This window comes from Hymenobacter cellulosilyticus (assembly GCF_022919215.1).
Lineage (GTDB): Bacteria > Bacteroidota > Bacteroidia > Cytophagales > Hymenobacteraceae > Hymenobacter > Hymenobacter cellulosilyticus.
The window spans coordinates 2,306,820-2,331,213 of the sequence record NZ_CP095046.1; the positions used below are offsets into that span (position 1 = coordinate 2,306,820).

The following is a 24,394-nucleotide window of genomic DNA, read 5'->3' on the forward strand; positions in this document are numbered from 1 at the left end:
GGGTCATTAATGTTAACATGAGCCATGTGCGCCGCTCAACGTGCTATAGCTTCTTTTTCTGAGAGACCACCAATAATGCTAAAAAGCATTTGAGCCATAAGCCGGAACGCTTTAATAAATGGGGGTAAGGACAAGGCCCTAGGAGGTTTGAAAAAAGCTATGGTGATATAATTTCTCCTATTCTAAGTTTGTCCCGGCAGCGTCGGATGCTTCGGCTGCCCCTGCCAAAACGGCCGCCCTCCAACTCCGGCCCGAAGTGTGACGTAGCTCCTGCTATGTCCTGGTTATCCAAAAAATTTGCGAAAATATCGGCCAAGCGGCCCCGGCCCGATGGTAAGCCGGCCCTGAGTGTGCGGGAGCGGGTGTCGGCCCTGAAAAACCTGCCCGAGTTTCTGCGCCTGATCTGGGAAACCAGCCCATCACTCACTCTGGGCAACATTGTGCTGCGCCTGCTGCGGGCGGCCTTGCCGGTAGCCATGCTCTATGTGGCCCGCCTGATTCTGGATACCATTATCGGCCTTTCGCGCCAGCCGGGCGGCTCCCTAACGCCCGTTATCGGGCTGGTGGGCCTGGAGTTCGGCTTGGCTATTCTCTCCGATGTGCTGGGCCGGGGCGTGGCCTTGCTCGACTCTTTGCTCGGCGACCTGTTTGCCAACCGCTCCTCGGTGCGCCTGATGGAGCACGCTGGGCAACTCGACCTCGACCAGTTCGAAGACAGCGTGTTCTACGACAAGCTCGAACGGGCCCGCCGCCAGACCCTTTCCCGCACCGTGCTTATGTCGCAGGTACTGTCTCAGGCCCAGGACATGATTACGATGCTGTTTCTGGCCGTGGGGCTGGCCGCCTTCAATCCGTGGCTGCTGTTGCTGCTCCTGGTGGCCGTGGTGCCGGCGTTTTTGGGCGAGTCCCACTTCAATGAGCGCAGTTACTCACTGGTGCACAGCTGGACGCCCGAACGGCGGGAGTTGGACTACCTGCGCCAGACTGGAGCTAGCGACGAGACGGCCAAGGAAGTGAAGATTTTTGGCCTGTCAGGCTTTCTGATTGAGCGGTTCCGGACCTTGTCGGACGAGTTTTATCAGAAGAACAAAGCCCTGGTAGTGCGGCGCGCCGGCTGGGGCGCCTTGTTTGCGGCCGTGGGCGCGGGCGGATACTATGCGGCTTACCTCTACATCATTGCCCAGGCCGTGCGGGGTGGTATTTCCATCGGGCAGCTCACGTTTCTGGCGGGCTCTTTCGCCCGGATGCGGGGCTTGCTGGAAGGCATCCTAAGCCGGTTCAGCAGTGTGGCTGAAGGCGCGTTGTACCTGCAGGACTTCTTCGATTTCTTCCACCTGCAACCCCGAATTACACGGGCTGAAGGCCAAGCGGTACGCCCTTTCCCGCGGCCCATCCGCATTGGTTTTGAGTTTGAGAATGTGGGCTTTCAATACCGGGGCTCCAGCAAATGGGCCATTCGCAACCTGAACTTCACCTTGCGCGCCGGCGAGAAGTTGGCGTTGGTGGGCGAAAACGGGGCCGGCAAAACTACGCTGGTCAAGCTGCTCTCCCGCCTCTACGACCCCTCGGAAGGCCGCATCCTGCTCGACGGGCACGATTTGCGCGAGTACGACCCGGCCGAGCTGCGCCAGGAAATCGGCGTGATTTTCCAGGACTTCGTGCGGTTTCAGCTCTCGGCCAGCCAGAACCTGGCCGTGGGCCGCATCGAGGAAAAGGAAAACCAGGAGCGGATTCAGTCGGCCGCGGCCCAGAGCCTGGCCGATACCGTGATTAAAAAGCTGCCCGGTGGCTACGAGCAAATGATTGGCCGCCGCTTTGCCGGAGGCGTCGATTTGAGCGGGGGCGAGTGGCAGAAAATAGCCCTGGGCCGGGCCTACATGCGCGACGCCCAGCTGCTGATTCTGGACGAGCCCACCGCCGCCCTCGACGCCCGGGCCGAGCACGAGGTATTCCAGCGCTTCGCCGACCTGACCCAGGGCAAGACGGCCGTGCTCATTTCGCACCGCTTCAGCACCGTGCGCATGGCCGACCGGATTCTGGTCATTGAGAACGGGCAGTTTGTTGAAATTGGCTCCCACGAGGAACTGTTGGGCCGCAACGGACGCTACGCTGAGCTCTTTGCCCTGCAGGCCGCGGGCTACCGGTAAGATCCAACTGCCGGACTGTAACCCCGCTCAGGAAGGCGGCAGGGGCATTAGCAATTTTTTTTGCGAGTTTTTTGGCGCTCAGCCAATACATAAGGAGTTAGGATGTCGTATCTTAGAAAGACCATCACCCAAGGTATTTGCTGCGCATGAAACTGACTTCTACCCTGCTTCTGGGCGTGAGCCTGGCTCTTTCCGGCTGTTTTGCGGCCCGGGAGGCTCGTATCGAGTCTGATTATAGTTATACCGGCAATTTCCGCCGCTACCGCACCTACGAATTCGTCACGGGCCAGGGCCTGGCGGCCGATACGAGCAAGTTGGGCGAGGTGCTGCGCGACGCCATCCGGACGCGCATGCGGGTTCAGGGCTACAAACCGGCCCGCAACCGGCCCGATCTGCTGGTAATGTTTCGCCTGTTTGAGGGGGATATGGCCTTCCGCGGCTACGCCCAGGAAGATATGACCCGCTGGATGACCACTGGTATGGTAGAAGACGACGAAACGCCCAAGGACGTGCGCCAGGGCTACCAGCCGGTCCGCATGATTATGGCCGAAGGCACGTTGCTGGTTACCCTGATTGACAACCGTACCAACCGGGCCGTGTGGAATGGGTATGCTTCGGGCGTGACGGTGCCGCCCGGGCCCCAGGGCGAAATGGTGCTGCGCCGCTCCGTGCGCTCCATTTTCGACCAATACCACGTCTTTACTGAAGGCTACCTCGATGGCGCCAGCCAGTAGTAGGGAATAAGGGAACAGGTAAGTAGAACGTCATTCCGAACAAAGTGAGGAATCTTGCGTGCAATGGTAATTAAGTTACTACTGCACACAAGATGTCTCTCCAGGTTCGACATGACGTTCTTTTTGCGCAGCCAAAGCAGAAAGTTTTCTTTTCAGCTACCCGCGTTGCGCACCTGAATTAGTTCGGCCGCTACGCTAATGGCAATTTCCTCGGGCGTGCGGCTGTGAATTGGCAGGCCGATGGGGGCGCGCAGATGCGCCAGATCAGCTGCTGAGTAACCTGACGCGCGCAGGCTGCCCAGCAGCTCTTTTATTTTGGCCGCGCTGCCCATCAGGCCCAGATACTTCACCTGGTGACCTAGTAGCTGGCGCAATGCCACTTCGTCGGGCCGGTAGCCGAAGGTCATAATCACCACGTATTGATTTGGCCCTTGGGCTACCTGTTCAGCCAGCGTGTTGTACTGCACCGTGCGCTTGTGGTGGGCATAAGGGTTCTGCTGGTGCGTATTTAAGCCGGCCCGGTCGTCGAGCACGGTGATTTCGAAGTCGAGCGTGGCGGCCACCCGCGACAAGGCCAAGGCCACGTGCCCGCCGCCCACAATGGTTAGCGCGTCGCGAAACCCGAGCTGCTCCCGGTACTCCCAGTTGGGGCCGCTGCGGTAGTGATAAAAGCTGGAGCCCGAATCAGCCGCGTCCACGGCCAGCCCGGCTGACGTAAGGCGCAACGTAGCCCGCTGGTACTGCTGCAGGGCCATTAGTACGGCTTCTACTGCGGCTATGTGGGCAGGCGGCACGGGGTAGAGTAGCAACATCTGCTCGCCCGAGCAGATCATGCCGGAGCGGTCCTCGGAAGCTTCCTTGCGGTGAATCTGGGGCGGATAAGCGCTTGGTCGTGGCCTTCCAGCATCCGGGCCCGGGCCAGTCCCACAAACTTGTGCTCCATAATACCGCCGCCGATGGAGCCCGCCATGTCCTCGGTCGACACACTCATCTTAAAGCCCTGGCGGCCAGGGCTGCTACCCGTGCTGCTCAGCACGCAGAGCAACGTCACGGGCTGCTGCTGCCGTAAGCTGGCGGCCACGTGTTGCCACACCGGAAAGTCGCGCGGGAGGGAAGGGGTAGTGGAAAAATGCTCCACGAATGGGTTCTGAAAGTAAAAGCCAGTGCCGCCCGCCTTTGCAAAAAGGCTAGCCGCACTGGCCAAAGTAAACGACTACGCCACCGTGGCCCGGGGCGCCAACTGCACGACTTCCTCAACTACCCCGGCGGGGTAGAGATTGAGCAGTGCTTTTTCGGGGGTAATCGGGGCCGAAAACGCGGGGCGGTGGCTGGGCCGGAAGGCGCTGATGGCGTCGCGCACCGCGAAGTAGGCCCCGATGCCGTACATCAGTGGCGGCTCCCCACAGCCTTGGACCGCAGGATGGCCCGCGGGTGGCCGGGCGTGTCGAGGAAGTGTACGTCGATGCGCTGGGGCACTGAGTACAGGTCCGGGATTTTGTAGCTGTTGAGCGAATTGCTGAGCAGGCGGCCTTCCTCGTTGTAAATCAGCTCTTCCATCGTCATCCAGCCAATGCCCTGCACCGCGCCGCCCTCAATCTGGCCCTGGTCGATGGCCGGGTGCATGCTTTCCCCGAAGTCGTGCACGATGCGCAGCGCGTCGAAAGTATAGGTGCCACGCAAACAGTCGAGCGTGACGGTGGTGTAGGCCGTGCCGTACACGTGGTAGGCAAACGGATAGCCCTGGTTCTTGACCGGGTCGAAGTGAATATCGGGGGTGGCGTAATGGGCGTTTTCGGTCAGGTTGACCCGCCTCCAGTACGCCGACGACACCAGCTTTTCCCAATTCGTATCGGCCGGAATGCCGGCGGCCAGCACTTCCTCATCCCGGATTTCTAGCCCTTCATAGTTGAGCGTGTATTCCAGCACCGCGTGGCGCAAAAGCCGCTCCCGTAAGGTCTCACAGGCCATTTGGGTGGCTTTGCCGTTTAGGTCGGCGGTGGCGCTGGCCGCCGACGGGGAGGTATTGGCCACCCGCGTGGTATTCGTCGATTCCACCTTCACCCGACTGGGCGAAATACCCAGCGTTTGGGCCGCTACCTGGGCAATTTTGGTGTTTACGCCCTGACCCATTTCCACGGCGCCGGTACTTACGCCCACCGAGCCGTCGGTGTAGATGTGCACCAGAGCCCGGGCCTGGTTCATGGCGGTTTTGGTAAAGGAAATGCCAAAGCAGATGGGCATAACCGAAAGCCCCTTTTTCAGGCGCTCATTCTGCTGGTTAAAGGCGTCTACTTCCTGGCGCAGCTTGGGCAAATCGTAGAGCTTGGCGGCCGTGTCCCAGGCCAGCTCGGCGTTGCACATTTCAGCTGGCTGCCGGTACGAGAACAGGTCGTTTTCGCGCAGCAGGTTGCGGCGCTGAATCTCGCTGGGCGAAACCCCGAGTGTCTCGGCTGCCTTCACAATGGCCGACTCCATCACGAACATGCCCTGCGGCCCGCCGAAGCCGCGGAAAGCGGTATTAGGCGGCAAATTGGTGCGGCAGCTGTAGGCCGTGGCCCGCACGTTGGGCACAAAATAGGCGTTGGTGGCGTGAAATAGCGTGCGTTCCAGCACCGCCGGCGACAAGTCGGCCGCGGCTCCGGCGTTCTGGTAGAAGGTAACTTCGTATGCCAGAATCCGCAGGTTTTCGTCGAGGCCAATGCGGAAGTCGGAGCTGTAGGGGTGGCGCTTGCCGGTCATGCGCATGTCGGCCATCCGATCCAGCACGAGCTTCACGGGGCGGCGCACCACGAAAGCGCCCAGGGCGGCCAAAGCGCCCCAGGGTGTGGCCTGGTCTTCCTTGCCGCCAAAGCCCCACCCAGGCGCGTCACGTCTACTTCCACCTGGTGCATACCAATACCCAGCACGTGGGCCGTGTGGCGCTGCACGGCCGTGGGCCCCTGGGTAGAGGAGATGATGCGGACACCGCCCATTTCGGTCGGGAAAGCGTAAGCGCCCTGCGTTTCGATGTAGAGGTGTTCCTGCCCGCCCGACTCCGCTTCGCCCTCAAAAATATGGGCGCACTGGCTCCAAACTGCTTCCGGGTCGCCGAGGCTGAAGGTGCGCGGCGGCACAATTAGCTCACCCTGGGCCGCGGCTACGCGTGGGTCGGTGATGATGGGCAGCGGGTCAATATCGACGCGGATCAGGGCCAGGGCAGCATGGGCCTGGTGCTCGGTGTCGGCCAGCACCAGGGCTACGGGCTGCCCGCGGAAGTGCACGTGGCCCTCGGCCAGCAGGGGCTCGTCGGGCACGATGCCGCCAATCTGGTTTTCGCCGGGAATGTCGGCCGCCGTCAGAATGCGGTACACGCCGGGCACATTCAGGGCCTCCGTCAGGTCGAGGCCGTTGAGCACACCGTGGGCTAGCGGCGACTCGAACACGGCCGCGTGCAGGGTGCCTTGCTGCACCGGAACATCATCCAAATATTGGGATTCGCCGCGCACGTGGCGCACCGGGTCGAGGTGATTCATGGGAAGAATAGTCAGGAAGAAAAGCAGGCGGGTGGAAGCCGCTGTTCAAAGAGAGTTTAATTCAAAGCAGGTCGGAATGTCATTCCGAGTGCAGCGAAGCAGAGTCGAGGAATCTCGCGTGCTGACGTTGTTGGAAAAGGAACGTCATGCTGAGCGAAGTCGAAGCATCTCTACCGCAATGCTATTCAATTAGTAACACAACAAAACAGTAGAGATGCTTCGCGGGGCTCAGCATGACGATTACCAAAGCACGCAAGATGCCTTGCAGGGCTCGACATGACGGGCTGCTAGTGACGTTCTGGGCTAGCCCGCTACACCAGCTCGCGGAAGCTCAGACGCTCGGGGAAAAACTGCAGGAAATGGGCAAACAGCAGCTGGCGCAGCAGCAGGCGCTTGTATTCCACCGTGCCGCGGGCGTCGCTGATGGGGCTGATTTCAGTCTGAGCAATTTCGTGGGCAGCGGCGACGGTTTCGGCGGTAATTTCCTTGCCTGCCAGGTAAGCCGAGGTGCGCGCCAGCAGCAGGGGCGTGGGCCCGACGCCGCCGGCCGAAACCAGGGCTTCCTGCACAAAACCGTTGCTGGCCCGCAGCCACATAGCCGAGTTGACGCTGGCAATATCGAGGTGGGTGCGCTTGGATACTTTCTCGAAGTTGAACAAGTCGCCCGGCTGGGGCGCGGCAAAGCTGATTTCTAATACCTGCTCGTCAGCGGCCTTGGTCAGGGTTTTGTAGCCGCTGTAGAGCTCCCGCAGCGGAATCTCACGGCTAAGCTGGCCCAAGGCGCCCACCGTGACAGTGGCGTTCAAAGCCAGGAAGAAGATGGTCAGGTCGCCGATGGGGGAGGCGTTGATGAAGTTGCCGGCCACCGTGCCCATGTTGCGAATGGGTGTGGACGACACCAGCTTCATATAGTCGTGCAGGCCGGGAAACAGCTCCTGCATAAGGGGCGAGGAACGCAGGTTTTCGGCCGTAGTAGCGGCGCCCAGCACCACGCGCCCATCAGCTTCCCGGCGGATGCCGCGCAAATCGGGCTGGTCGTAGAGCAGCTGCACGGGCACGGCGCGCACATGCTCGGGGCGCTGCACCAGCAGGTCGGTGCCGCCGCCTAGCAATTGCCGGCTGGTGGTTACTGGCGGCTGGTTATGAGCCTCGTTTTGGAGCTCGGCTTTCAACGCCTGCAGGCGGGCGGGCACGTCTTTGAAATACTTAGGTACAAACTGCTGCTCACTAAGCCAATCCACCACGTTTTCGGTGGGGCGCTGGGCCAGCTGCGCGGTAAGCTGGGCCGTGGCGCGCTCCAAGGATTTATAGCCGGTGCAGCGACAGATGTTGCCGTCAATGGCAGCCAGGCCGGATTCAGTGGTGGCGGGCTTGGCGCTGAGGCTGTGGCCGGTGAGCGACATGACGAAGCCCACGGTACAGAAGCCGCACTGCGAGCCGCCTTCCTGCACAATAGCCTGCTGCACGGGCGTGAGCGTGCCCGCCGCAGCATTGATGCCTTCCACCGTGACGATGTGCTTGCCGTGGGCATTGCCCAAGGGCGTCAGGCAGGAAGTCATCGACTGGTACTGCAGCGTGCCGTCGGGCTGCAGTTCGCCCACCAGCACGGTGCAGGCCCCACAGTCGCCTTCCCGGCAGCCGATTTTGGTGCCTTTCAAATGCTGCTGGTAGCGCACAAAATCCAGCAGGGTGCTGCCTGCCGGCTGCTCGGTGTGGATGCGCTGATTATTCAGGTAAAAGTGGAGCATGCGGAACGGAAAAAATCAAAGCCAAGAGCGGAAGTTAGTAAAAAGTCGGCACGCGGTAAAGCCCCGCCCCGGTATCGGCCTGGTCAAGTCAGGTTGGAATTATTCGCCCTTGGTAGCCGGCACGAAAAAGCCCGCCGCCCAGAAAGGGCTGGCGGGCTTCCGCAGCGAGTTAGTGGGTAATTAACGCCGGGAAGTGGGGATGCGGAATTGCAGCCCGACGGAAGGAATGAAGGTGACGCCGCTGAGCTTGGCGGTCTTGTTGTTGAGCAGCTGGTACTGGCCGTAGTTCTGGTAGAAGACCGACAGCGCCGGCACCACGTACACGTAGCGAAAGCCTACCTTGGCGTTGAAAAAAGCCCCGTACGAGGAGAAATCCTGCTTGCCCAGCGGTAAGCTCGGAATCAGCTGGTTGTTGCTGTAAATGGTTTTGGGCTGGAATCCGTAGCGCAAAAAGGTGTGCGAGTACACCACGCCGTAGGAAATGGCCCCGATTTCCTCTTCCGGGCCAAACGAATGGCTGAACACAAGCGGCACCATCAAGTCGTTGCGGTTGGCCGTAAACTGCAGCAGGCTGTTGATGTTGTCGAGGAAGGGCAAATCGGGCAGCTTGGCGCGCTGGGTGGCAAACTGCAGCCCGATGCTGCCGTACATGCCGCCGGCCGCCCCGCCGGGTTTCTCGGGCGTGCCGGTGGTACCCAGAAACTGGAACATGGCGTCAAACACGTGGGAGCCGAAGGCGTACTTGTAGCCCACATCGAGCCGGTCAATTACGCCGTAGCGCACGTAGAGGTCGGAAGAAGGCTGCACCGGGTCCAGAGCGTAGGCCAGGGCCGCAACCTGCAGCTTATCGATCAGCTCCCCGAGGTGCCATAGTCTACTTTATCCTGGCTAAGGAGCTGCTCGGCGGCTTCCTTAACGGCTGAGCCCGTCTTGCCAATCGTGGAGGTAGGCACGTTGAAGGCCAAGTTGCCGCCGGCCCTAAACTCGCCCCGGGGCGTGACCTTGCCCGACATGGTCATGAGGCGCGGGGCCGAGCAGGCAGTGGTAAGCAAGGTGGCCGCAGCCAGTAAAGCCTGGGCGGGGCGAAGAAAGGAGAGTCGAGTCATAGTCAAAGGAACGGGAATATCGGAAGGGGAGCGGGGCTGCCCGGGCTGGGGCGTAACTCCAAAACCACGCCGAAAGTACGGCGGCGGGCCGGGGAAGATGGCCAAAGAAAAGAACCTGCCCCGAATCTGCTAAGCTCTGCCCGACATTTCGGTTATTTGGCGAATACTAGCCGCCCAGATTTTCGCATGAACATTCTCTACGGCGTACCCGGCGAAGGCCTGGGCCACGCAACCCGCAGCAAGGTCGTTATCGGGTACTTGCTCAGTCAGGGCCACAACGTGTGCGTGGTCAGCAGCGCCCGGGCCTTTCAGATGCTGGCCGCCAACTTTCCCGGCCGCGTCCACGAAATCCGCGGCTTCCACTTGGCCTACAAAAACCTGACGGTGTCGAAGTCGCGCACGGCGGCCCTCACGCTGCGCACGGCCCCAGAAAACCTGCGCATCAACTTCGCCAAGTACCGGGAGCTGCTCTGCGACTTTACGCCCGACTTGGTTATTTCCGACTTCGAGTCGTTCAGCTACTTTTTTGCCCGCTGGCGCCGCCTGCCCCTGATCAGCATCGACAACATGCAGATTATCAGTCGTGCCCAGCTCGATATTACGGTGCCGCGCCCGGAGCGGGGTAACCTGAGCCTGGCCCGGCAGATTGTGCGCGCCAAGCTGCCCGCAGCCGCCACTACCTGATTACAACCTTTTTTCAGCTGCCCGTTATCAAGGAAAATACCACCCTGGTGCCACCCATCATCCGGCCCGAAATCCTGGCTGCCCGGCCCACCACCGGAGCCCACGTGCTGGTGTATCAGTCGGCTACCAACCAGAAAGACCTGGTGCCCATGCTGCAGCAGTTACCGGGGCAGGAGTTTCGCGTGTACGGCTTCAACAAGGAGGAAAACTACGGCAACGTGCAGCTGCGGGCTTTCAGTGAGCAGGGCTTTATCGACGATCTTGCCAGTGCCCGGGCTGTTATTACCAACGGAGGCTTTTCCCTAATCAGCGAGGCCGTATACCTGCACAAGCCCATCTGTGCCATTCCCATTCCGGCCCAGTTCGAGCAGTTTCTCAACGCGGCCGAAGTAGAAAAGCTGGGCTACGGCCGCCATTTCGAGGCCCTGACGGCCGACAACATCAAAGCCTTCCTCTACGACCTTACGGGCTACGAACAGGCCCTGACCGGCTACAACCAAACCGGCAACGAGGACCTGTTTCAGCGCCTCGACGCGATGCTGCAGGAAATAGCTGCAACCTGAATAATCTGGTTGCAGCCCGGGTAAAGTTTGCCAGTAGGGCCGCAGAATCGGCAATTACCCCGGGGAATTTGGCTATTTTGGGCAACCATGAATCACTCATCCTTAAGCCAGCTGGCCCGCACTGCTGCCGTCCTGAGTTGCTGGGGCTGAGCCTGGCGGCCTGCACGGCCCCGTCCCGCACCAGCACTTCGGCCACCGGTCCCAATAAGTTTACCGACGCCACCCTGCGGCAGATTGCCACGGCCCAGGATGCCCGCCAAACCGCCGCTCTGTTGCCTTTTCTGGACCGGCCCGAGGTGCTTTACCGCCGCGAAGCCGCCCTGGCCCTGGCCTCGGTGCAGGACAAAGCAGCCCTCAGTGCCCTTATGGCCCGCCTCGCCGACCCCGAATCGGGGGTGCGTGTGGCGGCGGCTTATGCGCTAGGCCAAACCGGCGACTCCACGGCCGAGGTGGCTTTGCGGGAAAGAGTTTTTCAGGAAAAAGATGCTCTGGCCCGGCAATACGCCCTGGAGGCCCTCGGCCGCTGCGTTTCGCAGACGGGCCTGAGCATGCTGGCCCGCCTGCCCGCCGCACTGGGCGCCGACACGGCCACGCTCAACGGGCAGGCCTGGGGCTTGTACCGGGCCGGCCTGCGCGGCGTGACTTCCGATGCTGCCGTTGGCCGGCTTATTCAACTGCTGAACCCGGCCAATCCGTACCGGGCCCGGCTGGCGGCGGCCAATGCCCTGGCCCGCACCCGTGGCCTCAACCTGAATTCCTATGTTGGAGCCATTGCCAACTCGGCCCAGACTGACCCCGCGTATGCCGTGCGCAGTGCTGCTACCTCGGCCCTGAGCAAGGCCAATCAGTCGGCAGCGGTGCCGGCAGTACTCGCCACGCTGGCCCGCCGCGACCCGGATTACCGGGTGCGCATCAGCGCACTGCGGGCTATGACAGCCGCTCAGTACGCGCCCGTGAAAGAAGCTGCCTGGGATGCTCTGACCGATCCGCATGAGCACGTAGCTCTGGCCGCGGCCGAGTTTTTCCTGACCCACGCCGCAGGGGAGCCGGGCTCTATTTTTCTGGAAAAAGCCAACCGTCTCCCTGCTTGGCGGCCCCGGGCCACGCTTCTGGCTACGGCCCTTAAGCTGGGTGGGCCCGAGCAAAACGCTATCCGCGCTGCCGTGCAGGAGCGGTTCGTCAAGTCGGCAAGTCCGTACGAGAAAGGCTACTTGCTCAAAGCGCTGGGAGAAGACCCGGGCGCGTATGATTTCGTTACCCAAGCCACCTTTGCCACTGGGCAGCCCGTCGTGATTGGTACGTATGGAATAGAGGCTTTGGTAGCTATGCGGCGGTTGCCCAGTTTTCCCGCTGAGCAGCAGTCTTCCTTTGCTCTCACCCTGCAGCGCGCCGTGCGCGGCGGCGACGTGGCCATCATGGGCACGGCTGCCGAGGCCATTCGGGACCCGAAGTTGGAGCTGCGCAAAGTGTTTGCTAATGCCGACTTCCTGAAGCTGGCCCGCGAAAAGCTCGTGTTGCCCCGCGACCTGGAGGCCTGGCAGTCGTTGCAGCAAACCATTGATTACCTGGAAAACAAGCCCACCGCACCGTTTCCCGTCGCTACGGCTGCTACTCATCCCATCGACTGGGGGCTGGTGCAGGCTATTCCGGCCGGGCAGCGCGCGTTGATTCAAACTAGTAAGGGCGCCGTGGTCTTCCGGCTGCTGGTAGACGAGGCGCCGGGCTCAGTGGCCAGCTTCGTGGCTTTGATCCGGCAAGGCTTCTATAACGGCAAGAATTTTCACCGCGTGGTGCCCAACTTCGTGGCCCAAGGCGGCTGCCCGCGCGGCGACGGCTGGGGCAGCTCCGACTATAACCTCCGCTCCGAATTTGCGGACCTGCGCTACGGGGAAGGGTCTGTCGGTCTGGCTTCGGCGGGCAAAGACACCGAAAGTTGCCAGTGGTTTATTACCCACGCTCCCACACCCCACCTGGATGGCCGCTACACCATCTTTGCCCAGGTTGTGAGTGGCATGGACGTGGTAAACCGCCTGGAAATTGGGGACCGGATTGAGCGAATTGAACTGATGCGCTAAGCAAAACGACTACGCTGCTACCAATAACAACGGGCCGCCTCCACTGGAGGCGGCCCGTTGTTGTGCAGGCTTGTGTATTGGAGTTGGTTACTGCTTAACTAGGCGCAGCGCCTTACCCGAAACGCCTGCTCCAGCGACGTGCACCAGATACGTACCGGTGGGCAGAGCAGCTGGCAGCCGCAGCTCCAGACTGGCTGGGTCGGCCAAGGTTTGTTGCAGCACAAGACGGCCGGTCAGGTCAGTAAGCGTGACTTGCAGCGGCCCGGCGGCCGGGGCCGACAGTTGCACCACCGTGTAGGTGGTGGCCGGGTTGGGCGCCAGCATTACGGTGGCGGCGCGACCTTCACCCATGCTGCGCGTGATGCTGGCTACCGGCGAGTTGGATGCCTTGCCATCGAAGTCAACCTGGCGCAGACGGTAGTAGAGTTGAGCAATGCCGCTGCTAACTTGGTCGGAATAAGCATAGGAGGAGGCCGTAGAAGTGGTGCCGCGGCCTTCCACGAAAGCCAGTTGCTGCCAGGTTTTGGCATCGAGGCTGCGCTCCACGGCAAAGCCTTTGTTGTTTTGTTCCGAAGCGGTGCGCCACTCCAGAGTTACCGTGCCCGGCTTGCGCTCCTGAGCCGTAAAGCTGATAAGCTCCACGGGCAGCGGCTCCGGCTCGGCGGCTCCGAAGGTGAATGGGCCCATATCCGCTACGGGACCTGCTGAGGTTACCGAGCCAGCCGCCTGGGAGCCGCTCAGGCCGCCATTGCCGGCCGTCACCCACGTGGTGCCGTCGAAGCGGGCTACCTGTAAGTCGCTGGAAAATTCGTCGATGCCACTACGCCCGCCGTTTTCCCAGAACAACTGCACACTGACGGCATCCGTAGATCCGGCCCGGTCCAGATTCCAGTATTCCACAGCGCTTATTTTTTTCAGCGGTTCCGTAGCTGTCTGGTTGGGATACGCGGTGGCAAAGTACTCGGCAGTGAAGGCCGAACCTGTAGTAGCCGGGGCCGAAATGCCCAGCCGGGCCCACACGCCGCCTTTACCCAATGGGAACACGAAGCTAGTATTGCCCAGCTTACGCAGGGGACCGGTTACGTACGAACCAGCATTGCCCTCGGTAGCGGCGGCACTAGGCAGTAGGGTCAGCAGGCCGGTGAGGGAGGTGCTGAGCAAGCCGTTAGTCAACGTCAACTGGCCGGAGAGGTCAAAGGAAGAACCCAGCGTGGCCGTTTTGCCGGGCGCATCCAGCACCAAGCCCTGCACTGTAGTTGGTCCGTCATTGGTCAGGTTCAGCGCCTTCCGGATGGTAGCCGTTTCGGCATAAGTTGTGGCTACGGTTTCTACCATGCCACCCTCCGTCACGGCCGTCAGGCCTTCCTGCAACCGCCCTACTGCGCCGGCATTGGGGCTAAAACCATCCACGTGCACGTAGTTGGCCTCGCACAGGAAGCCCGTGGCATCGGTGGCGTCGGCACGGGTATGAACAAAGGGAGTGTAGTCGATGCGGCCGGTAGCGCTGAGCGAAGATACCTGGGCGAAGTTAGTGCTGGGCCCACCCAGGGTGACAACCAGGCCGTTTTGCCCATTGGTGCCCCGAATGGCCGTGGCCTGGGCGCTACCCATCCAGTTGAGTGAAGCGTTGAGCACGTTGGTCAGGTTCACGGCCCGTACCGACGTGGCGCACGAGTCGAGACGGTTATTACGGATACTGTCGCCGCCGGAAATCAGGGAGGCGTTGCGGTCAATGTCGAAAAACGGCGTCGAGGATGAACCGTTCGCCGGACGGTCCTGCACTTGTACGCCGCGCTGGCACTGGGCTATTACGTTGCCAAACACCTTGTTATTGCCGCCTTCCAGCACTATGCCGAAGCCGTTGATGTTGATAAAGGTCCGAAAGGCATCAGCCAGGTAGCCACGCACGATGTTATTGGCAATGTAGGCGCCCCGGTCGTCAGGTCGCTGGTGACACCACCCCCGGTCACGATAATGTTCCGGTCCCGGTCCACGAAGGCAATGCCGGCGTTGTCCTCGCTCAGGTTGGTGGGCGCCCCAATGGTCCGAACCACGTAGTTGTTGCGCACGACCAAGCTGCCCGGTCCGCTGGCCAGGCCCGTGCCCGTGCACGATTTCAACTCCAAACCATTGGAGGCGTTGTTGCGCACCGAGTTGTTTTCAATCAGGGCTGCGGGCGTGGTAAAGTTGCCGTTGGCGTCGCGCAGGCCCGCTGCGCCCAGCACGGCAATGGCCGGCCCGAGGTTGAAGCCCAGGCGGCAGTTGCGGATAATAAGTCCACTAACGCTGCCGTCGTTGATGTCGATACCGGCCCGGCGGTTTTGCTCAAACACGCCGTCCTCAATCAGAATGTTGATTTTGCTGCCGTTGACGATGAACAGCCCCGGCCGGCGCCATTGTTGCGCGTGTTCGGGTCCAGGGCCGTTTTGGTGGCCCGCACCCGCCGGAAGGTGATGTTCTCGGTGTAATTGGGGTAGCCGTTCCAGTATATGCCAAACTGCCGGTTTTCGGTGGTAGCTACGTCCTCAAACAAAAAGTTGACGTGGTTGCTTTGGTTGTCGCACTGAATGCCGTAGTCGTAAGCCCGCACTTTCAGGTCGGCAATGGTAACGGGGCTGGCGGGCGTGCCCCCGGTAGTAGTAATGAAAATACCGGTTTCCCGGGTCTGCACGTCGCTGGGCGCCAAGCCCCCATCGAATACGGTGCGGGCCGTATCCACGCCCTGCAGGTTGATGTTCTTGTTAAGCACTACCCGCTCCGAGTATCTGCCTGCGTCGATGAAAATGGTCGTTGTGGTGGCGTTGGCGCTGGCTAGAGCCTTGGCTACGGTGGCGAAAGGGGCCGTAGTGCTGCCATTACCCGTGGCATCGTTGCCAGCGTTGGTTGTGTACACGTCGCCGGTTTGGGCACCGTCATTCACGTACAGCGCCTGGGCCTGAGCAGTCGTCACACCCGCAAGCAAAACCAGGAAAAAGGTGGAAAAAGCGTGCAGTAAGGAGTTTTTCATAGCAAAAGGAATATAGAGCAGTTGGCCCCTGAACGGTTTTTTACCTGTTTAGGTTAGGAATAATTCTGTTTTTTCATCCAGATTATTCCGGGACATCAGCAACAGAGTTGTTTCGGATCAGCGAGAAAAGGTGCTATAAAATATAAGAAAAATATTTAGTTAACTAATTGTTATATAGAGTTCTAATCATTTAGTAACATTATCCGCTCAACATAGCCTACGGTGCTAACGAGAGTAGCCACCCGGTGAAGGCATTAGCTGATTAGGGTGAGCAGGGAAAAGGCTAAATACGAATAGTGCAAATTACTGTACAAAAAACGCCGGGCTCCCAGAGTCCGGCGTTTTTCAAGTTGAAAAAGGCGCGTTGAACTAAGCGTCTTCGCGCCCATGTACCTGGGCCGGCGGGGTGGTAGCTTCTACAGCAGTGAAAGTTTCCAGAATTTTATAGCTGTGAGATGATTCCTTGGGCACTACCCACGAGTTGCCGGGCTCCAGGAGCACCACCTGGCCCTCAATGTGCAGCTCCGCTTTGCCGCTGATAACATACCCTACTGTTTCGTAGGGGCGGGCCACTGCTTCTTTCGCCTCGGCGGGCTCTTCATTTTCCCAGAGCCGCATGGCTACGTGAATGCCGGAAGCCAGGTATTTTTCGCCGTCTTTGCCTTTGGGAGAAAACCGTGAATCGATTTTGGTGATGGACGTATCAGCCATAATAGGGTTAGGGGTAAGGTGAGTGGTTGAGGTTTAGTAAGCGCAGGTGTATAGCCTAACGCAAGGTGCCCGGGGCGGTTGTCTTCCAAACCTTCCGGCCCGCGCTTGGTTGCAGCATACGTTATGGCCGTTATATTGCCATCTTAAGCCGCTCGCTCTGTGTCGGGGCCGCGCCGTTTTTTGCTTTACCCATGCACGCTGCTTTTATTCAGTCGCTGGCCGCTGCCCACCGGCAGGCCACTGCTCCTTTGCCTGGTCAGGCACTCTGCCTGCTCGCCGACCAGCTGCTGCAGGTTTTGTTTCCCGAGCGTGCCACCCGTCCGCTTAACAGCACCGATGCGGTAGAGGCGGTGCTTTACCAGCTGCAAACGGATCTGGCCGACTTACTGCGTTCGGTGCTCAGCACCGCCGAAGCCGAGCAGATTGCCCAAACCTGCATGCAGGGCCTGCCCCAACTGCGCGATCTGCTCCTGGGCGACGCCGAGGCTATTGTAGCAGCCGACCCGGCCGCCAAGGGCAGCGAAGAAGTTATCAGTACCTACCCGGGCTTTTACGCCATTGCCCTGCACCGCTTTGCGCACGCCCTCTACCAGCTGCAGGTGCCCCGCGTACCGAGGCTGCTGAGCGAATACGCCCACACCCGCACCGGCGTCGATATTCACCCCGGCGCCCGTATCGGCCCGTCATTCTGCATTGACCACGGCACGGGCATCGTTATCGGCGAAACGGCGGTTATCGGGGCCTACGTCAAGATTTTTCAGGGAGTAACGCTGGGTGCGTTGAGCGTAGCCAAGCATATGGCTAATATCAAGCGTCACCCCACCATCGAAGATCATACCGTGGTGTATGCGGGGCTACCATTCTGGGCGGCAGCACGGTGGTCGGCAGCCACAGCATCATTGGCGGCAACGTGTGGCTGACTGAGAGTGTGCCTTCTCATTCGCGGGTATACCACCGGGCTCAGATTCACGTGACCCGCTCGGAGGACCCTCGGCGGATATCACCTTCTCCATTTAATTTGCCTTCTCACTAGCCGGCTTTGGCTCTGGTTTGTTTTCTGCCATCACCTAAAACCAACTTCCTACTTTTTACTTGCCACTTTTCCCATGAAAGCCAACACCATCCTCGATACCATTGGCAACACGCCCCTGCTGCGCCTGAATCGTCTGTTTGCCCAACGTCCCGACGTGGAAGTATGGGTGAAGCTGGAACGGGCCAACCCCGGGGCAGCATCAAAGACCGGATTGCGCTGGCTATGATTGAGCAAGCCGAAAAGGAAGGTCTGCTCAACGCCGACAGCCTGATTGTGGAGCCTACCTCGGGCAATACCGGCGTGGGCCTGGCCATGGTCACGGCCGTGAAAGGCTACAAACTGACGTTGGTAATGCCTGAGTCGATGTCCATCGAGCGGCGGCGGCTAATGGCTGCTTACGGGGCCAACCTGGAGCTCACGCCCCGGGAGAAAGGCATGAAGGGCGCCATCGAAAAAGCCCACGAGCTGGTGCGCGATACCCCGGCGCCTGGATGCCGATGCAGTTTGAAAACCCGGCCAACATTAAAGTACACGCCGAAACAACGGCCCAGGAAATTCTGCGCGACGCCCCGAAGGCTTCGACTACCACATTACCGGCGTAGGTACAGGCGGCCACATCACGGCCGTCACCGAAGTTCTCAAGCCGTTGTATCCAAACATGAAGACCTTTGCCGTGGAGCCGGAGCTTTCACCCGTTATCAGCGGTGGTGCCCCGGGCCCACACCCGATTCAGGGCATCGGCGCCGGTTTCATTCCTGCCAACCTGCACACCGACGTGCTCGATGGTACCATTCAGGTTAGCCAGCAGGAGTCCTTTGATATGGCCCGCCGCGCGGCTCGGGAAGAGGGAATGTTCATTGGCGTTTCGTCCGGAGCCTCGCTGGCAGCCGTGGCCAAGAAGCTGCCCGAAATGCCCCAGGGCAGCCGCGTCCTGACGTTCTGCTACGATACCGGTGAGCGGTACTTGTCGGTAGACGGCTTGTTTGTGTAAAGTCTAACGACACCAGTAATAAAAAAGCCTCGCAATAGCGGGGCTTTTTTATTACTCAAGCATTACGAAGCTTATAGTATGGGCAACAAAAAAGCCCAACCGTGGGGTTGGGCTTTTGGTGGAGAATATCGGAGTCGAACCGATGACCTCTTGCATGCCATGCAAGCGCTCTAGCCAGCTGAGCTAATCCCCGTGTGGTTTATTCCGCAGTCATCTACCGTGGAATTGTGATGCAAAGGTAGGCGCAGAAGGAGAATGTGCAAGCGTTGAGGAATAAAAAAACTAATAAAAAATGCATCAGCTTGATAACTAGGCCAAAAAAAGCGGGAGGAACATTGTTCCTCCCGCTTTCAGGGACTAACTCACAGAGGAGATTAGTTGCCGAAGATGTAGCGTAGGCCCAGCTGCAGGTAGTAAGTTGAGGTTACACCCAGCGTGTTACGGAACGTTTCAACGGGCAGACCATTGCGGTCCAGGTTGAGGCGGAACGTAGGACGGGTAGTACCGTTGGCTACTACGCTGTTACCGTTGGCAACAGCCAGGATGGAGCTCTGGTTGATGGTCTGGGTAGCACCCCAGTCCTTGTTCAACAGGTTGCCCAGGTTGACCACGTCAAGGCTTAGCTGCAGCGTGTTGCGCTTGTCACCAATGTTGGTGAACAGGTCTTGCAACAGTTTCACGTCAAACTGGCTGCGCCAGGGCAGCAGAGCACCGTTACGCTCAGCATACTCACCGCGGTGCTTGCTCAGGTACTTGTCTTGCTCGAGGTACTTGAAGAAAGCGGCACTCTGCGTAGGAGCATCGTAGGTCACTCCACCCGTGGTGTTGCTTACGAAAGTGATTTCGGAAGGATCTTTAGGAATGTAAATCAGGTCGGCGAAAGCGCCATCACGGTTCAGGTCATTGCTGTAGGTGTACGAGAAACGGCCAGCCTGCGAACCTTCATAGACCAGGGACAGGGTAGTGCCCAAGTGCTCCAGGTACTCTTTGCGGTACGAAATCGAAGCAATTACGCGGTCTGGAACTACGTAGCTAGCGTAGCTAAGCTCAGGGAAGTTCGAACCGTTTACGCTCGGGTTGTTCTGCCACGAACCGCGGGGCTGGTCGCCACTACCGTCGAACAGGTTACGAGCATCGCTGCGTACGTAGGCAACCGAAGCCAACAGACCGTTGTCGAACTGCTTCTCCAGCTTGGCTGTTGCCGACCAGTAGTAGCCCTGGCTGGCGTTGCCGAGAACAATGGCGTCGTAGGTACCGGCGTTAGCAGTACCAGTTGCTACAGGCTGACCACGCAGGATAGGGTTGAAGTAACGGTCCTGCACGTTAACGGGGTACACCATGCGGTTGTCGGGGTAGCCAGAGATGTTCAGGCTCTGAGGGGCAACTAGGTTAGGGTTACGGAACAAAGCGGTGTTCAGGTCCTTGTTATAGATACCTTCCAACGAACCCACGATACCGAAGGGCAGTCTCACGTCAACAGCCAAGCTGCTCTTCCAGGTTTGCGGAAACTTGAAGTTAGGATCAAGCGACGTAGTCGAGGTCGGGATAGACGTGCCAGCGGCAGGGACGGTCGAAGGGCGGTAGAAGGTAGGATCGGGGCTGAAGCCGCGATAGCCGCCGCCAGGAAGCGTCGCCATTTGCGTAGCGCCTTCGTAAGAGTCCGTGATTTGCAGCAGACCAGCGTCGCCGGCTTGGCTAACAATCCACACGTACGGAATACGGCCGCTGAAAATACCGGAACCACCACGCAACTGTACCGTACCGTTGCCTTCAACATCCCAGTTGAAGCCTAAACGGGGCGACCACAGAACTTTCGACTCGGGCAGACGCGATACGTCGATTTTCTCGCCACCAGCAAACACGAGAGGCTCAATCAGCTTGTGCTGTTGCAGAGGCTCAGGGAAGGTAGTGTAGTCAAGACGCAAGCCACCGGTTACGCGGAATCGGGGGTTAACAACAAATTCATCCTGAGCGTAGAAGGAATACTGCCCGAACTTGAAAGTCGGGAATGCCTGCTCGAAGTTAGGCGCCAGTGAGTACGTCAGCGAGAAGGCGGTCGGCACGCCAGTCTTGGCAATGGCCGGATCAGGGTTCGACGCTTTCAGGAAGTCCTCGTACGAGTTGAAGCGGTAGTAGCTAGTGCCCTGACGCTGGAAGCCGTTGCGAGTAGTGCTGAAGTCAACCTGGGCACCGAAGGTCAGGTTGTGATTAGCCAGAATCCACGTGAAGTCGTCGCGGAACGAATAGATTTCTACGTCGCGCAGGTTGCCATACGAGAAAGGCTCGTAACCGAAGTACGTGAAGGGAGTAGCCGTCTGGCCGGGACCGTCCGACTTCAGGATGTCAACGAAGGGGAAGATCTGGCTGTCGGAGCTACGGGGGTCGTTCTGCTTGGTGAAGGTACCACGCAGGGTGTTAGACATCGTGCTGCCGAAAGTAGAGTTCAATTCAGCGGCCAGCGAGTAGAAGTTAGCCTCCTGGTAGTAGTTGGAATTCTGGAAGCCTAGAGCAGTTGTGTTGCCACGGCTGATGCCGGTTGGGAAGGAGGGAGCAGCCGAGTTACTGGTCGGGTTTACCTCTTTGCCCTCTGTCTGGCTGTAGCGCACGTTGAAGCGGTGGTTCTGGCTGATGTTCCAGTCTACGCGGGCCAGAATCTTGTTGCGAGTACGCTCGGTATCATAGCCTTGGTATTCGCCGGTTTCGTACCCATAACGATTGCGCAGGTAGTTGCGAACTTCATCCAACTCGCTAGCCAAAGGACGGGTAATGTTGGGGTTGCTGCCGTAAGCAGCACCAGACGTAGCAGCTACGCGCTGGGAGAAAGGACTAGCGTTCTTCTCGATTTCGGCGTTAACAAAGAAGAAAACTTTGTCTTTGATAACGGGGCCACCCAAACGGAAGCCGTACTGATTGAACTGAGATTTTTGCAGCTCAAAAGACTGGTCACCTACCCGGGTACCAGTGAAATCCTGGTTGCGGAAGAAGGTATATACAGAGCCTGTAAAGTTGTTGGAACCGGAGCGGGTAACGGCGTTGATAGCACCACCGGTAAAGCCCGACTGACGTACGTCGTAAGGCGTTACGCTAACAGTAAGCTGCTCCACGGCGTCCAGGGAGATAGGCGAGCCGCCGGCGGGCAGGTTGCCGCCGATACCGAAGTTGTTGTTGAAGTCAGAGCCGTCGACCGTGAAGTTGTTCTGACGGTTGTTACCACCACCAACACCACCACTACTGCCAGCCTGAGGCGTCAAACGCGTGAAGTCATTCAGGCTCCGGGTAATCGAAGGCAAACGCTCAATCTGTTCGCGCTGTACCGAAGTCACTGAGCCGGTACGGTCGGCGTTGATGATGTTGTCGCGCTGACCCCGTACTACTACATCAGCCAGTTCAGTTGTTGCCTCGCTCAGGTTGATGTCCAAGCGCAGGTTCTGACCCAGGGTCAGGAAAATACCATCACGAGCCGCATCCTTATAACCAATAAAGGTCACGCGGACCGAGTACGGACCACCTACCCGCATGCCGCTGATGTTGAAGCGACCTTCCGAGTTCGTGGGCGACACGTATTGGGTGTTCGTTGGGGTGTGGACGGCAATGACCGTTGCGCCTGGCAAACCACCTCCGGACTTGTCGGTGATGACACCGTTCATAGCCGAAGTAGTTACCTGACTCCACGCCGCTGGGGCTGACAACAGCGTCAACACCAACAGGAGTAAGAGGCGTAAACGTGAGTGTTTCATAAATGGGTAAGTAGGTGAAAAAAGAGGAGGCTTAATCGGAAAAGGAATGCAAAAGTAAGGACGTTTCTGACCGGGTTCGTTACCAAATCGTTGTCTTTGGCTAACAGCACTCGTATCAGGGAGTTTCTACTACAAAGGTAAGGGGGAAATTCACAATCTAGGTCTCACCGCCCGGATAAACCGGCTCAGATAATAGTCGCTTTCCAAGCTGTTCTCAACTACTCCTAACGAGCTGGACGAGTGGATGAACTGCACACTTTCCGAGCTGGCCTCCGTCACTAGTCCCACGTGCGTAATCGTACTGCTCCCTGGCGAAGCTCCGAAAAATACTAAATCCCCGGCCTGTAGGTCCTGCGGTTTTACGGGCGTGCCCCATACAGCCTGCTCATTGGAAGAACGCGGAATTTGCACGTCGATGGCGGCAAAAGCGGCGCATAGCAGCCCCGAACAGTCCATGCCCAGACGGGTGGTGCCGCCGTATTTATAAGGGGTTCCTTCGTAGGAGCGGGCCGCTTCGATAACGGTAGCCAAATCTCGGGAAACCGTGGCCGGATTACTGGCCCGCTTCACCACAACTTTGGATTTGCCTGCTGGAGCAGAAGTCTTAGTTTTGGCCTTAGCCACGGGCCGGGCGCCGCGGCGGCGCCGTTCCTCGGCCTTCATGCGGGCCATTTCGCGGGCCGAGTAATAGCGGCCGTTGCGCTGGTTGAGCTTGCGGCTGCTTCCGCAGCTGGCTAGTAGGACTAAGACACTAAGTAGTAGCAGTGGCCACCAACGAAGCTGTTGGAGTGAATACTGTACCTTCGTAAGGTGTTCCCGCATCGGGACAAAGATACGTGAATCGTTCATTCTGCCGTCTATATATGAATTTCCAACCGCTGACTCCTGATCTGGTAGCCGCCTTCGAGCAAATCGTGGGCGAGGCGTATGTGCTTACTGCCCAGCGGGTAGAAGCTGCCGTGTACGCCGACTATGGCCGCGACCACACCGAGGATTTGCATTTTGCTCCGGATGTGGTACTTCGTCCCGCCAACGCCGACGAGATTAGTAAAATTGTCCGGCTCTGCCACGAGCACCACGTGCCCGTTACGGCGCGGGGTGCCGGCACGGGCCTGAGCGGAGGCGCGCTGCCGGTGCACCACGGCGTGGTGCTAAGCACCGAGCGGCTCAACCGTATCATCCAGATTGATGAGCGCAACCTGCAGGCTACCGTCGAGCCGGGCGTCATCAACGAGGCCTTCCAGATTGCAGTTAAGGAAGTCGGCTTGTTTTATCCGCCTGACCCGGCCAGCAAAGGCAGCTGCTCGCTTGGCGGCAACCTGGCCCACAGCAGCGGGGGCCCCAAAGCCGTGAAATACGGCACCACCCGCGACTATGTCCTGAACCTGGAAGTGGTGCTGCCCACCGGCGACATTATCTGGACGGCGGCCAACACGCTGAAAAATTCTACCGGCTACAACCTCACCCAACTGATGGTAGGCTCCGAGGGCACGTTGGGCATTATCACCAAAGTTGTGTTTCGCCTGCTGCCGTATCCGCAGCACAATATCCTGATGCTGGTGCCCTTCCGCCGGGAAGAGCAGGCAGCCGAGGCGGTGTCGGCCGTATTCCGGGCTGGCGTAATTCCCTCCGGTATGGAATTTATGGAGCGCGAGGCCATTGCCTGGTCCTCGGATTACCTGAAAATCCCGCTCACGCTGCCCGAAGACATCAAGGCCCACCTGCTCATTGAGCTCGACGGGCAGGACATGGACCAGCTCTACAAGGAAGCTGAACAGGTGTATGGTGTGCTGGAGCGCTACGACGTAGGCGAAATTCTACTGGCCGACAACGCCACGCAGAAAGATGAGCTCTGGAAAATCCGGCGCAACATTGGCAATTCGGTACGCTACAATTCGGTGTATAAGGAGGAAGACACCGTGGTGCCCCGGGCGGAGCTACCCACGCTGCTGAGAGGCGTAAAGGAAATTGGGCAGCGCTACGGCTTCAAGAGCGTGTGCTACGGCCACGCCGGCGACGGAAACTTACACGTCAACATCATCCGCGGAGACCTGACCGACGAGCAGTGGAATGTGGGTCTGCGCCAGCCCATCACCGAGATTTTCGAGCTCTGCGTGAAGCTGGGCGGCACTATCAGCGGAGAGCATGGCATCGGCCTGGTGCAGAAAGGCTACATCGGCATTGCCCTGCAGGAAACCAACCTGGAGCTGATGCGCGGTATTAAAAAAGTCTTTGACCCCCACGGCATCCTCAACCCTGGCAAAATTTTCTAAGTCTGCCCGAAAGTAAAATACCCGACCCCGAAAAAGTCCTCCCGCATGGAGGGACTTTTTCGGGGTCGGGTAT

The 24,394-nt window shown here is 59.2% G+C and carries 20 protein-coding genes, 1 tRNA gene and 3 pseudogenes; 9 read left to right on the forward strand and 15 right to left on the reverse strand.

Annotated elements, in window-relative coordinates:
- The first annotated feature begins 275 nt into the window (after positions 1 to 275).
- Positions 276 to 2,147 carry an ABC transporter ATP-binding protein gene (locus tag MUN79_RS11200; RefSeq protein WP_244677730.1) on the forward strand — a complete coding sequence of 624 codons (1,872 nt, stop codon included), beginning with the start codon at positions 276 to 278 and terminating at the stop codon, positions 2,145 to 2,147.
- A gap of 146 nt (positions 2,148 to 2,293) precedes the next feature.
- A complete protein-coding gene (locus MUN79_RS11205) occupies positions 2,294 to 2,881 on the forward strand; it encodes a DUF4136 domain-containing protein (protein ID WP_244677731.1) in 588 nt (195 codons plus the stop codon).
- Positions 2,882 to 3,033: 152 nt separating this feature from the next.
- Here MUN79_RS11205 and MUN79_RS11210 read toward each other — a convergent pair whose 3' ends face one another.
- The 8 genes and pseudogenes from MUN79_RS11210 to MUN79_RS11245 all read right to left on the reverse strand — a co-directional run bounded on the left by MUN79_RS11210 (position 3,034) and on the right by MUN79_RS11245 (position 9,247).
- On the reverse strand, positions 3,034 to 3,693 hold the full coding sequence (locus tag MUN79_RS11210; RefSeq protein ID WP_244677732.1) for an XdhC family protein: 660 nt from the start codon (positions 3,691 to 3,693) through the stop codon (positions 3,034 to 3,036).
- A 17-nt stretch (positions 3,694 to 3,710) separates the two neighbouring features.
- Positions 3,711 to 4,019 carry an XdhC family protein gene (locus MUN79_RS11215; protein WP_244677733.1) on the reverse strand — a complete coding sequence of 103 codons (309 nt, stop codon included), beginning with the start codon at positions 4,017 to 4,019 and terminating at the stop codon, positions 3,711 to 3,713.
- 75 nt (positions 4,020 to 4,094) lie between these two features.
- A complete protein-coding gene (locus MUN79_RS11220; RefSeq protein ID WP_244677734.1) occupies positions 4,095 to 4,268 on the reverse strand; it encodes a hypothetical protein in 174 nt (57 codons plus the stop codon).
- Positions 4,268 to 5,365, reverse strand: coding sequence for a molybdopterin cofactor-binding domain-containing protein (locus MUN79_RS11225; RefSeq protein ID WP_375378253.1), 1,098 nt, complete (start codon positions 5,363 to 5,365; stop codon positions 4,268 to 4,270). Before MUN79_RS11225 ends, MUN79_RS11220 begins: the two co-directional genes overlap by 1 nt.
- Positions 5,345 to 6,393: pseudogene (locus tag MUN79_RS11230) on the reverse strand (molybdopterin cofactor-binding domain-containing protein); the annotation flags it as partial. The pseudogene MUN79_RS11230 and the gene MUN79_RS11225, both read right to left, overlap by 21 nt.
- A gap of 311 nt (positions 6,394 to 6,704) precedes the next feature.
- On the reverse strand, positions 6,705 to 8,141 hold the full coding sequence (locus MUN79_RS11235) for an FAD binding domain-containing protein (RefSeq protein WP_244677737.1): 1,437 nt from the start codon (positions 8,139 to 8,141) through the stop codon (positions 6,705 to 6,707).
- Positions 8,142 to 8,321: 180 nt separating this feature from the next.
- Positions 8,322 to 8,948, reverse strand: a complete 627-nt coding sequence (locus tag MUN79_RS11240; RefSeq protein WP_244677738.1) for a hypothetical protein — start codon at positions 8,946 to 8,948, stop codon at positions 8,322 to 8,324.
- Between the two features lie 44 nt (positions 8,949 to 8,992).
- Entirely contained in the window at positions 8,993 to 9,247 is a 255-nt protein-coding gene (locus MUN79_RS11245) for a hypothetical protein (protein ID WP_244677739.1), read from the reverse strand.
- Positions 9,248 to 9,433: 186 nt separating this feature from the next.
- Between MUN79_RS11245 and MUN79_RS11250 the strand changes: the two are divergent.
- Together MUN79_RS11250 and MUN79_RS11255 are read left to right on the forward strand one after the other, a co-directional pair.
- Positions 9,434 to 10,494: pseudogene (locus MUN79_RS11250) on the forward strand (MJ1255/VC2487 family glycosyltransferase).
- A 137-nt stretch (positions 10,495 to 10,631) separates the two neighbouring features.
- Positions 10,632 to 12,569, forward strand: coding sequence for a peptidylprolyl isomerase (locus tag MUN79_RS11255; protein ID WP_244677740.1), 1,938 nt, complete (start codon positions 10,632 to 10,634; stop codon positions 12,567 to 12,569).
- 87 nt (positions 12,570 to 12,656) lie between these two features.
- Here MUN79_RS11255 and MUN79_RS11260 read toward each other — a convergent pair whose 3' ends face one another.
- The 4 genes from MUN79_RS11260 to MUN79_RS11275 all read right to left on the reverse strand — a co-directional run bounded on the left by MUN79_RS11260 (position 12,657) and on the right by MUN79_RS11275 (position 16,287).
- Entirely contained in the window at positions 12,657 to 14,477 is a 1,821-nt protein-coding gene (locus MUN79_RS11260; protein ID WP_244677741.1) for a T9SS type A sorting domain-containing protein, read from the reverse strand.
- Complete coding sequence (locus MUN79_RS11265; protein WP_244677742.1) at positions 14,417 to 14,902, reverse strand: hypothetical protein; 486 nt, start codon at positions 14,900 to 14,902, stop codon at positions 14,417 to 14,419. The genes MUN79_RS11260 and MUN79_RS11265 overlap by 61 nt, the downstream gene beginning before the upstream one ends.
- Before the next feature lie 11 nt (positions 14,903 to 14,913).
- Positions 14,914 to 15,576, reverse strand: coding sequence for a DUF1565 domain-containing protein (locus MUN79_RS11270; protein ID WP_244677743.1), 663 nt, complete (start codon positions 15,574 to 15,576; stop codon positions 14,914 to 14,916).
- A 369-nt stretch (positions 15,577 to 15,945) separates the two neighbouring features.
- The gene (locus MUN79_RS11275; protein ID WP_244677744.1) at positions 15,946 to 16,287 is read right to left on the reverse strand and encodes a cupin domain-containing protein; all 342 of its coding nucleotides are present in this window, start codon (positions 16,285 to 16,287) and stop codon (positions 15,946 to 15,948) included.
- A gap of 191 nt (positions 16,288 to 16,478) precedes the next feature.
- Between MUN79_RS11275 and MUN79_RS11280 the strand changes: the two genes are divergently transcribed.
- The 4 genes and pseudogenes from MUN79_RS11280 to MUN79_RS32260 all read left to right on the forward strand — a co-directional run bounded on the left by MUN79_RS11280 (position 16,479) and on the right by MUN79_RS32260 (position 18,311).
- Positions 16,479 to 17,207 carry a serine O-acetyltransferase gene (locus MUN79_RS11280; protein WP_244677745.1) on the forward strand — a complete coding sequence of 243 codons (729 nt, stop codon included), beginning with the start codon at positions 16,479 to 16,481 and terminating at the stop codon, positions 17,205 to 17,207.
- Between the two features lie 186 nt (positions 17,208 to 17,393).
- Positions 17,394 to 17,546 carry a hypothetical protein gene (locus tag MUN79_RS32250; RefSeq protein WP_311136715.1) on the forward strand — a complete coding sequence of 51 codons (153 nt, stop codon included), beginning with the start codon at positions 17,394 to 17,396 and terminating at the stop codon, positions 17,544 to 17,546.
- Positions 17,543 to 17,743: pseudogene (locus tag MUN79_RS32255) on the forward strand (pyridoxal-phosphate dependent enzyme); the annotation flags it as partial. The gene MUN79_RS32250 and the pseudogene MUN79_RS32255, both read left to right, overlap by 4 nt.
- A 193-nt stretch (positions 17,744 to 17,936) precedes the next feature.
- Positions 17,937 to 18,311, forward strand: a complete 375-nt coding sequence (locus MUN79_RS32260; protein WP_311136775.1) for a pyridoxal-phosphate dependent enzyme — start codon at positions 17,937 to 17,939, stop codon at positions 18,309 to 18,311.
- A gap of 116 nt (positions 18,312 to 18,427) precedes the next feature.
- On the opposite strand, the gene MUN79_RS11290 is transcribed toward MUN79_RS32260, so the two are convergent.
- The 3 genes from MUN79_RS11290 to MUN79_RS11300 form a co-directional block, all read right to left on the reverse strand.
- Positions 18,428 to 18,503: transfer RNA gene (locus MUN79_RS11290), tRNA-Ala, on the reverse strand.
- 182 nt (positions 18,504 to 18,685) lie between these two features.
- A complete protein-coding gene (locus MUN79_RS11295; RefSeq protein WP_244677746.1) occupies positions 18,686 to 22,048 on the reverse strand; it encodes a TonB-dependent receptor in 3,363 nt (1,120 codons plus the stop codon).
- Between the two features lie 150 nt (positions 22,049 to 22,198).
- Entirely contained in the window at positions 22,199 to 22,870 is a 672-nt protein-coding gene (locus MUN79_RS11300; RefSeq protein WP_244677747.1) for a C40 family peptidase, read from the reverse strand.
- 41 nt (positions 22,871 to 22,911) lie between these two features.
- Here MUN79_RS11300 and MUN79_RS11305 point away from each other — a divergent pair, with 41 nt between their 5' ends.
- Entirely contained in the window at positions 22,912 to 24,321 is a 1,410-nt protein-coding gene (locus MUN79_RS11305) for an FAD-binding oxidoreductase (protein WP_244677748.1), read from the forward strand.
- Positions 24,322 to 24,394: the final 73 nt, after the last annotated feature.

Bases quoted from the DNA above. Each gene is read 5' to 3' on its own strand.
- MUN79_RS11220 (WP_244677734.1), bottom strand. From the start codon at position 4,268: ATGTACGGCATCGGGGCCTACTTCGCGGTGCGCGACGCCATCAGCGCC.
- MUN79_RS11225 (WP_375378253.1), bottom strand. From the start codon at position 5,365: ATGTTCGTGATGGAGTCGGCCATTGTGAAGGCAGCCGAGACACTCGGG.
- MUN79_RS11300 (WP_244677747.1), bottom strand. From the start codon at position 22,870: ATGCGGGAACACCTTACGAAGGTACAGTATTCACTCCAACAGCTTCGT.
- MUN79_RS11280 (WP_244677745.1), top strand. From the start codon at position 16,479: ATGCACGCTGCTTTTATTCAGTCGCTGGCCGCTGCCCACCGGCAGGCC.
- MUN79_RS11245 (WP_244677739.1), bottom strand. From the start codon at position 9,247: ATGACTCGACTCTCCTTTCTTCGCCCCGCCCAGGCTTTACTGGCTGCG.
- MUN79_RS11205 (WP_244677731.1), top strand. From the start codon at position 2,294: ATGAAACTGACTTCTACCCTGCTTCTGGGCGTGAGCCTGGCTCTTTCC.
- MUN79_RS11275 (WP_244677744.1), bottom strand. From the start codon at position 16,287: ATGGCTGATACGTCCATCACCAAAATCGATTCACGGTTTTCTCCCAAA.
- MUN79_RS11235 (WP_244677737.1), bottom strand. From the start codon at position 8,141: ATGCTCCACTTTTACCTGAATAATCAGCGCATCCACACCGAGCAGCCG.
- MUN79_RS11270 (WP_244677743.1), bottom strand. From the start codon at position 15,576: ATGAAAAACTCCTTACTGCACGCTTTTTCCACCTTTTTCCTGGTTTTG.
- MUN79_RS11200 (WP_244677730.1), top strand. From the start codon at position 276: ATGTCCTGGTTATCCAAAAAATTTGCGAAAATATCGGCCAAGCGGCCC.
- MUN79_RS11210 (WP_244677732.1), bottom strand. From the start codon at position 3,693: ATGTTGCTACTCTACCCCGTGCCGCCTGCCCACATAGCCGCAGTAGAA.
- MUN79_RS32250 (WP_311136715.1), top strand. From the start codon at position 17,394: ATGAAAGCCAACACCATCCTCGATACCATTGGCAACACGCCCCTGCTG.
- MUN79_RS11305 (WP_244677748.1), top strand. From the start codon at position 22,912: ATGAATTTCCAACCGCTGACTCCTGATCTGGTAGCCGCCTTCGAGCAA.
- MUN79_RS11295 (WP_244677746.1), bottom strand. From the start codon at position 22,048: ATGAAACACTCACGTTTACGCCTCTTACTCCTGTTGGTGTTGACGCTG.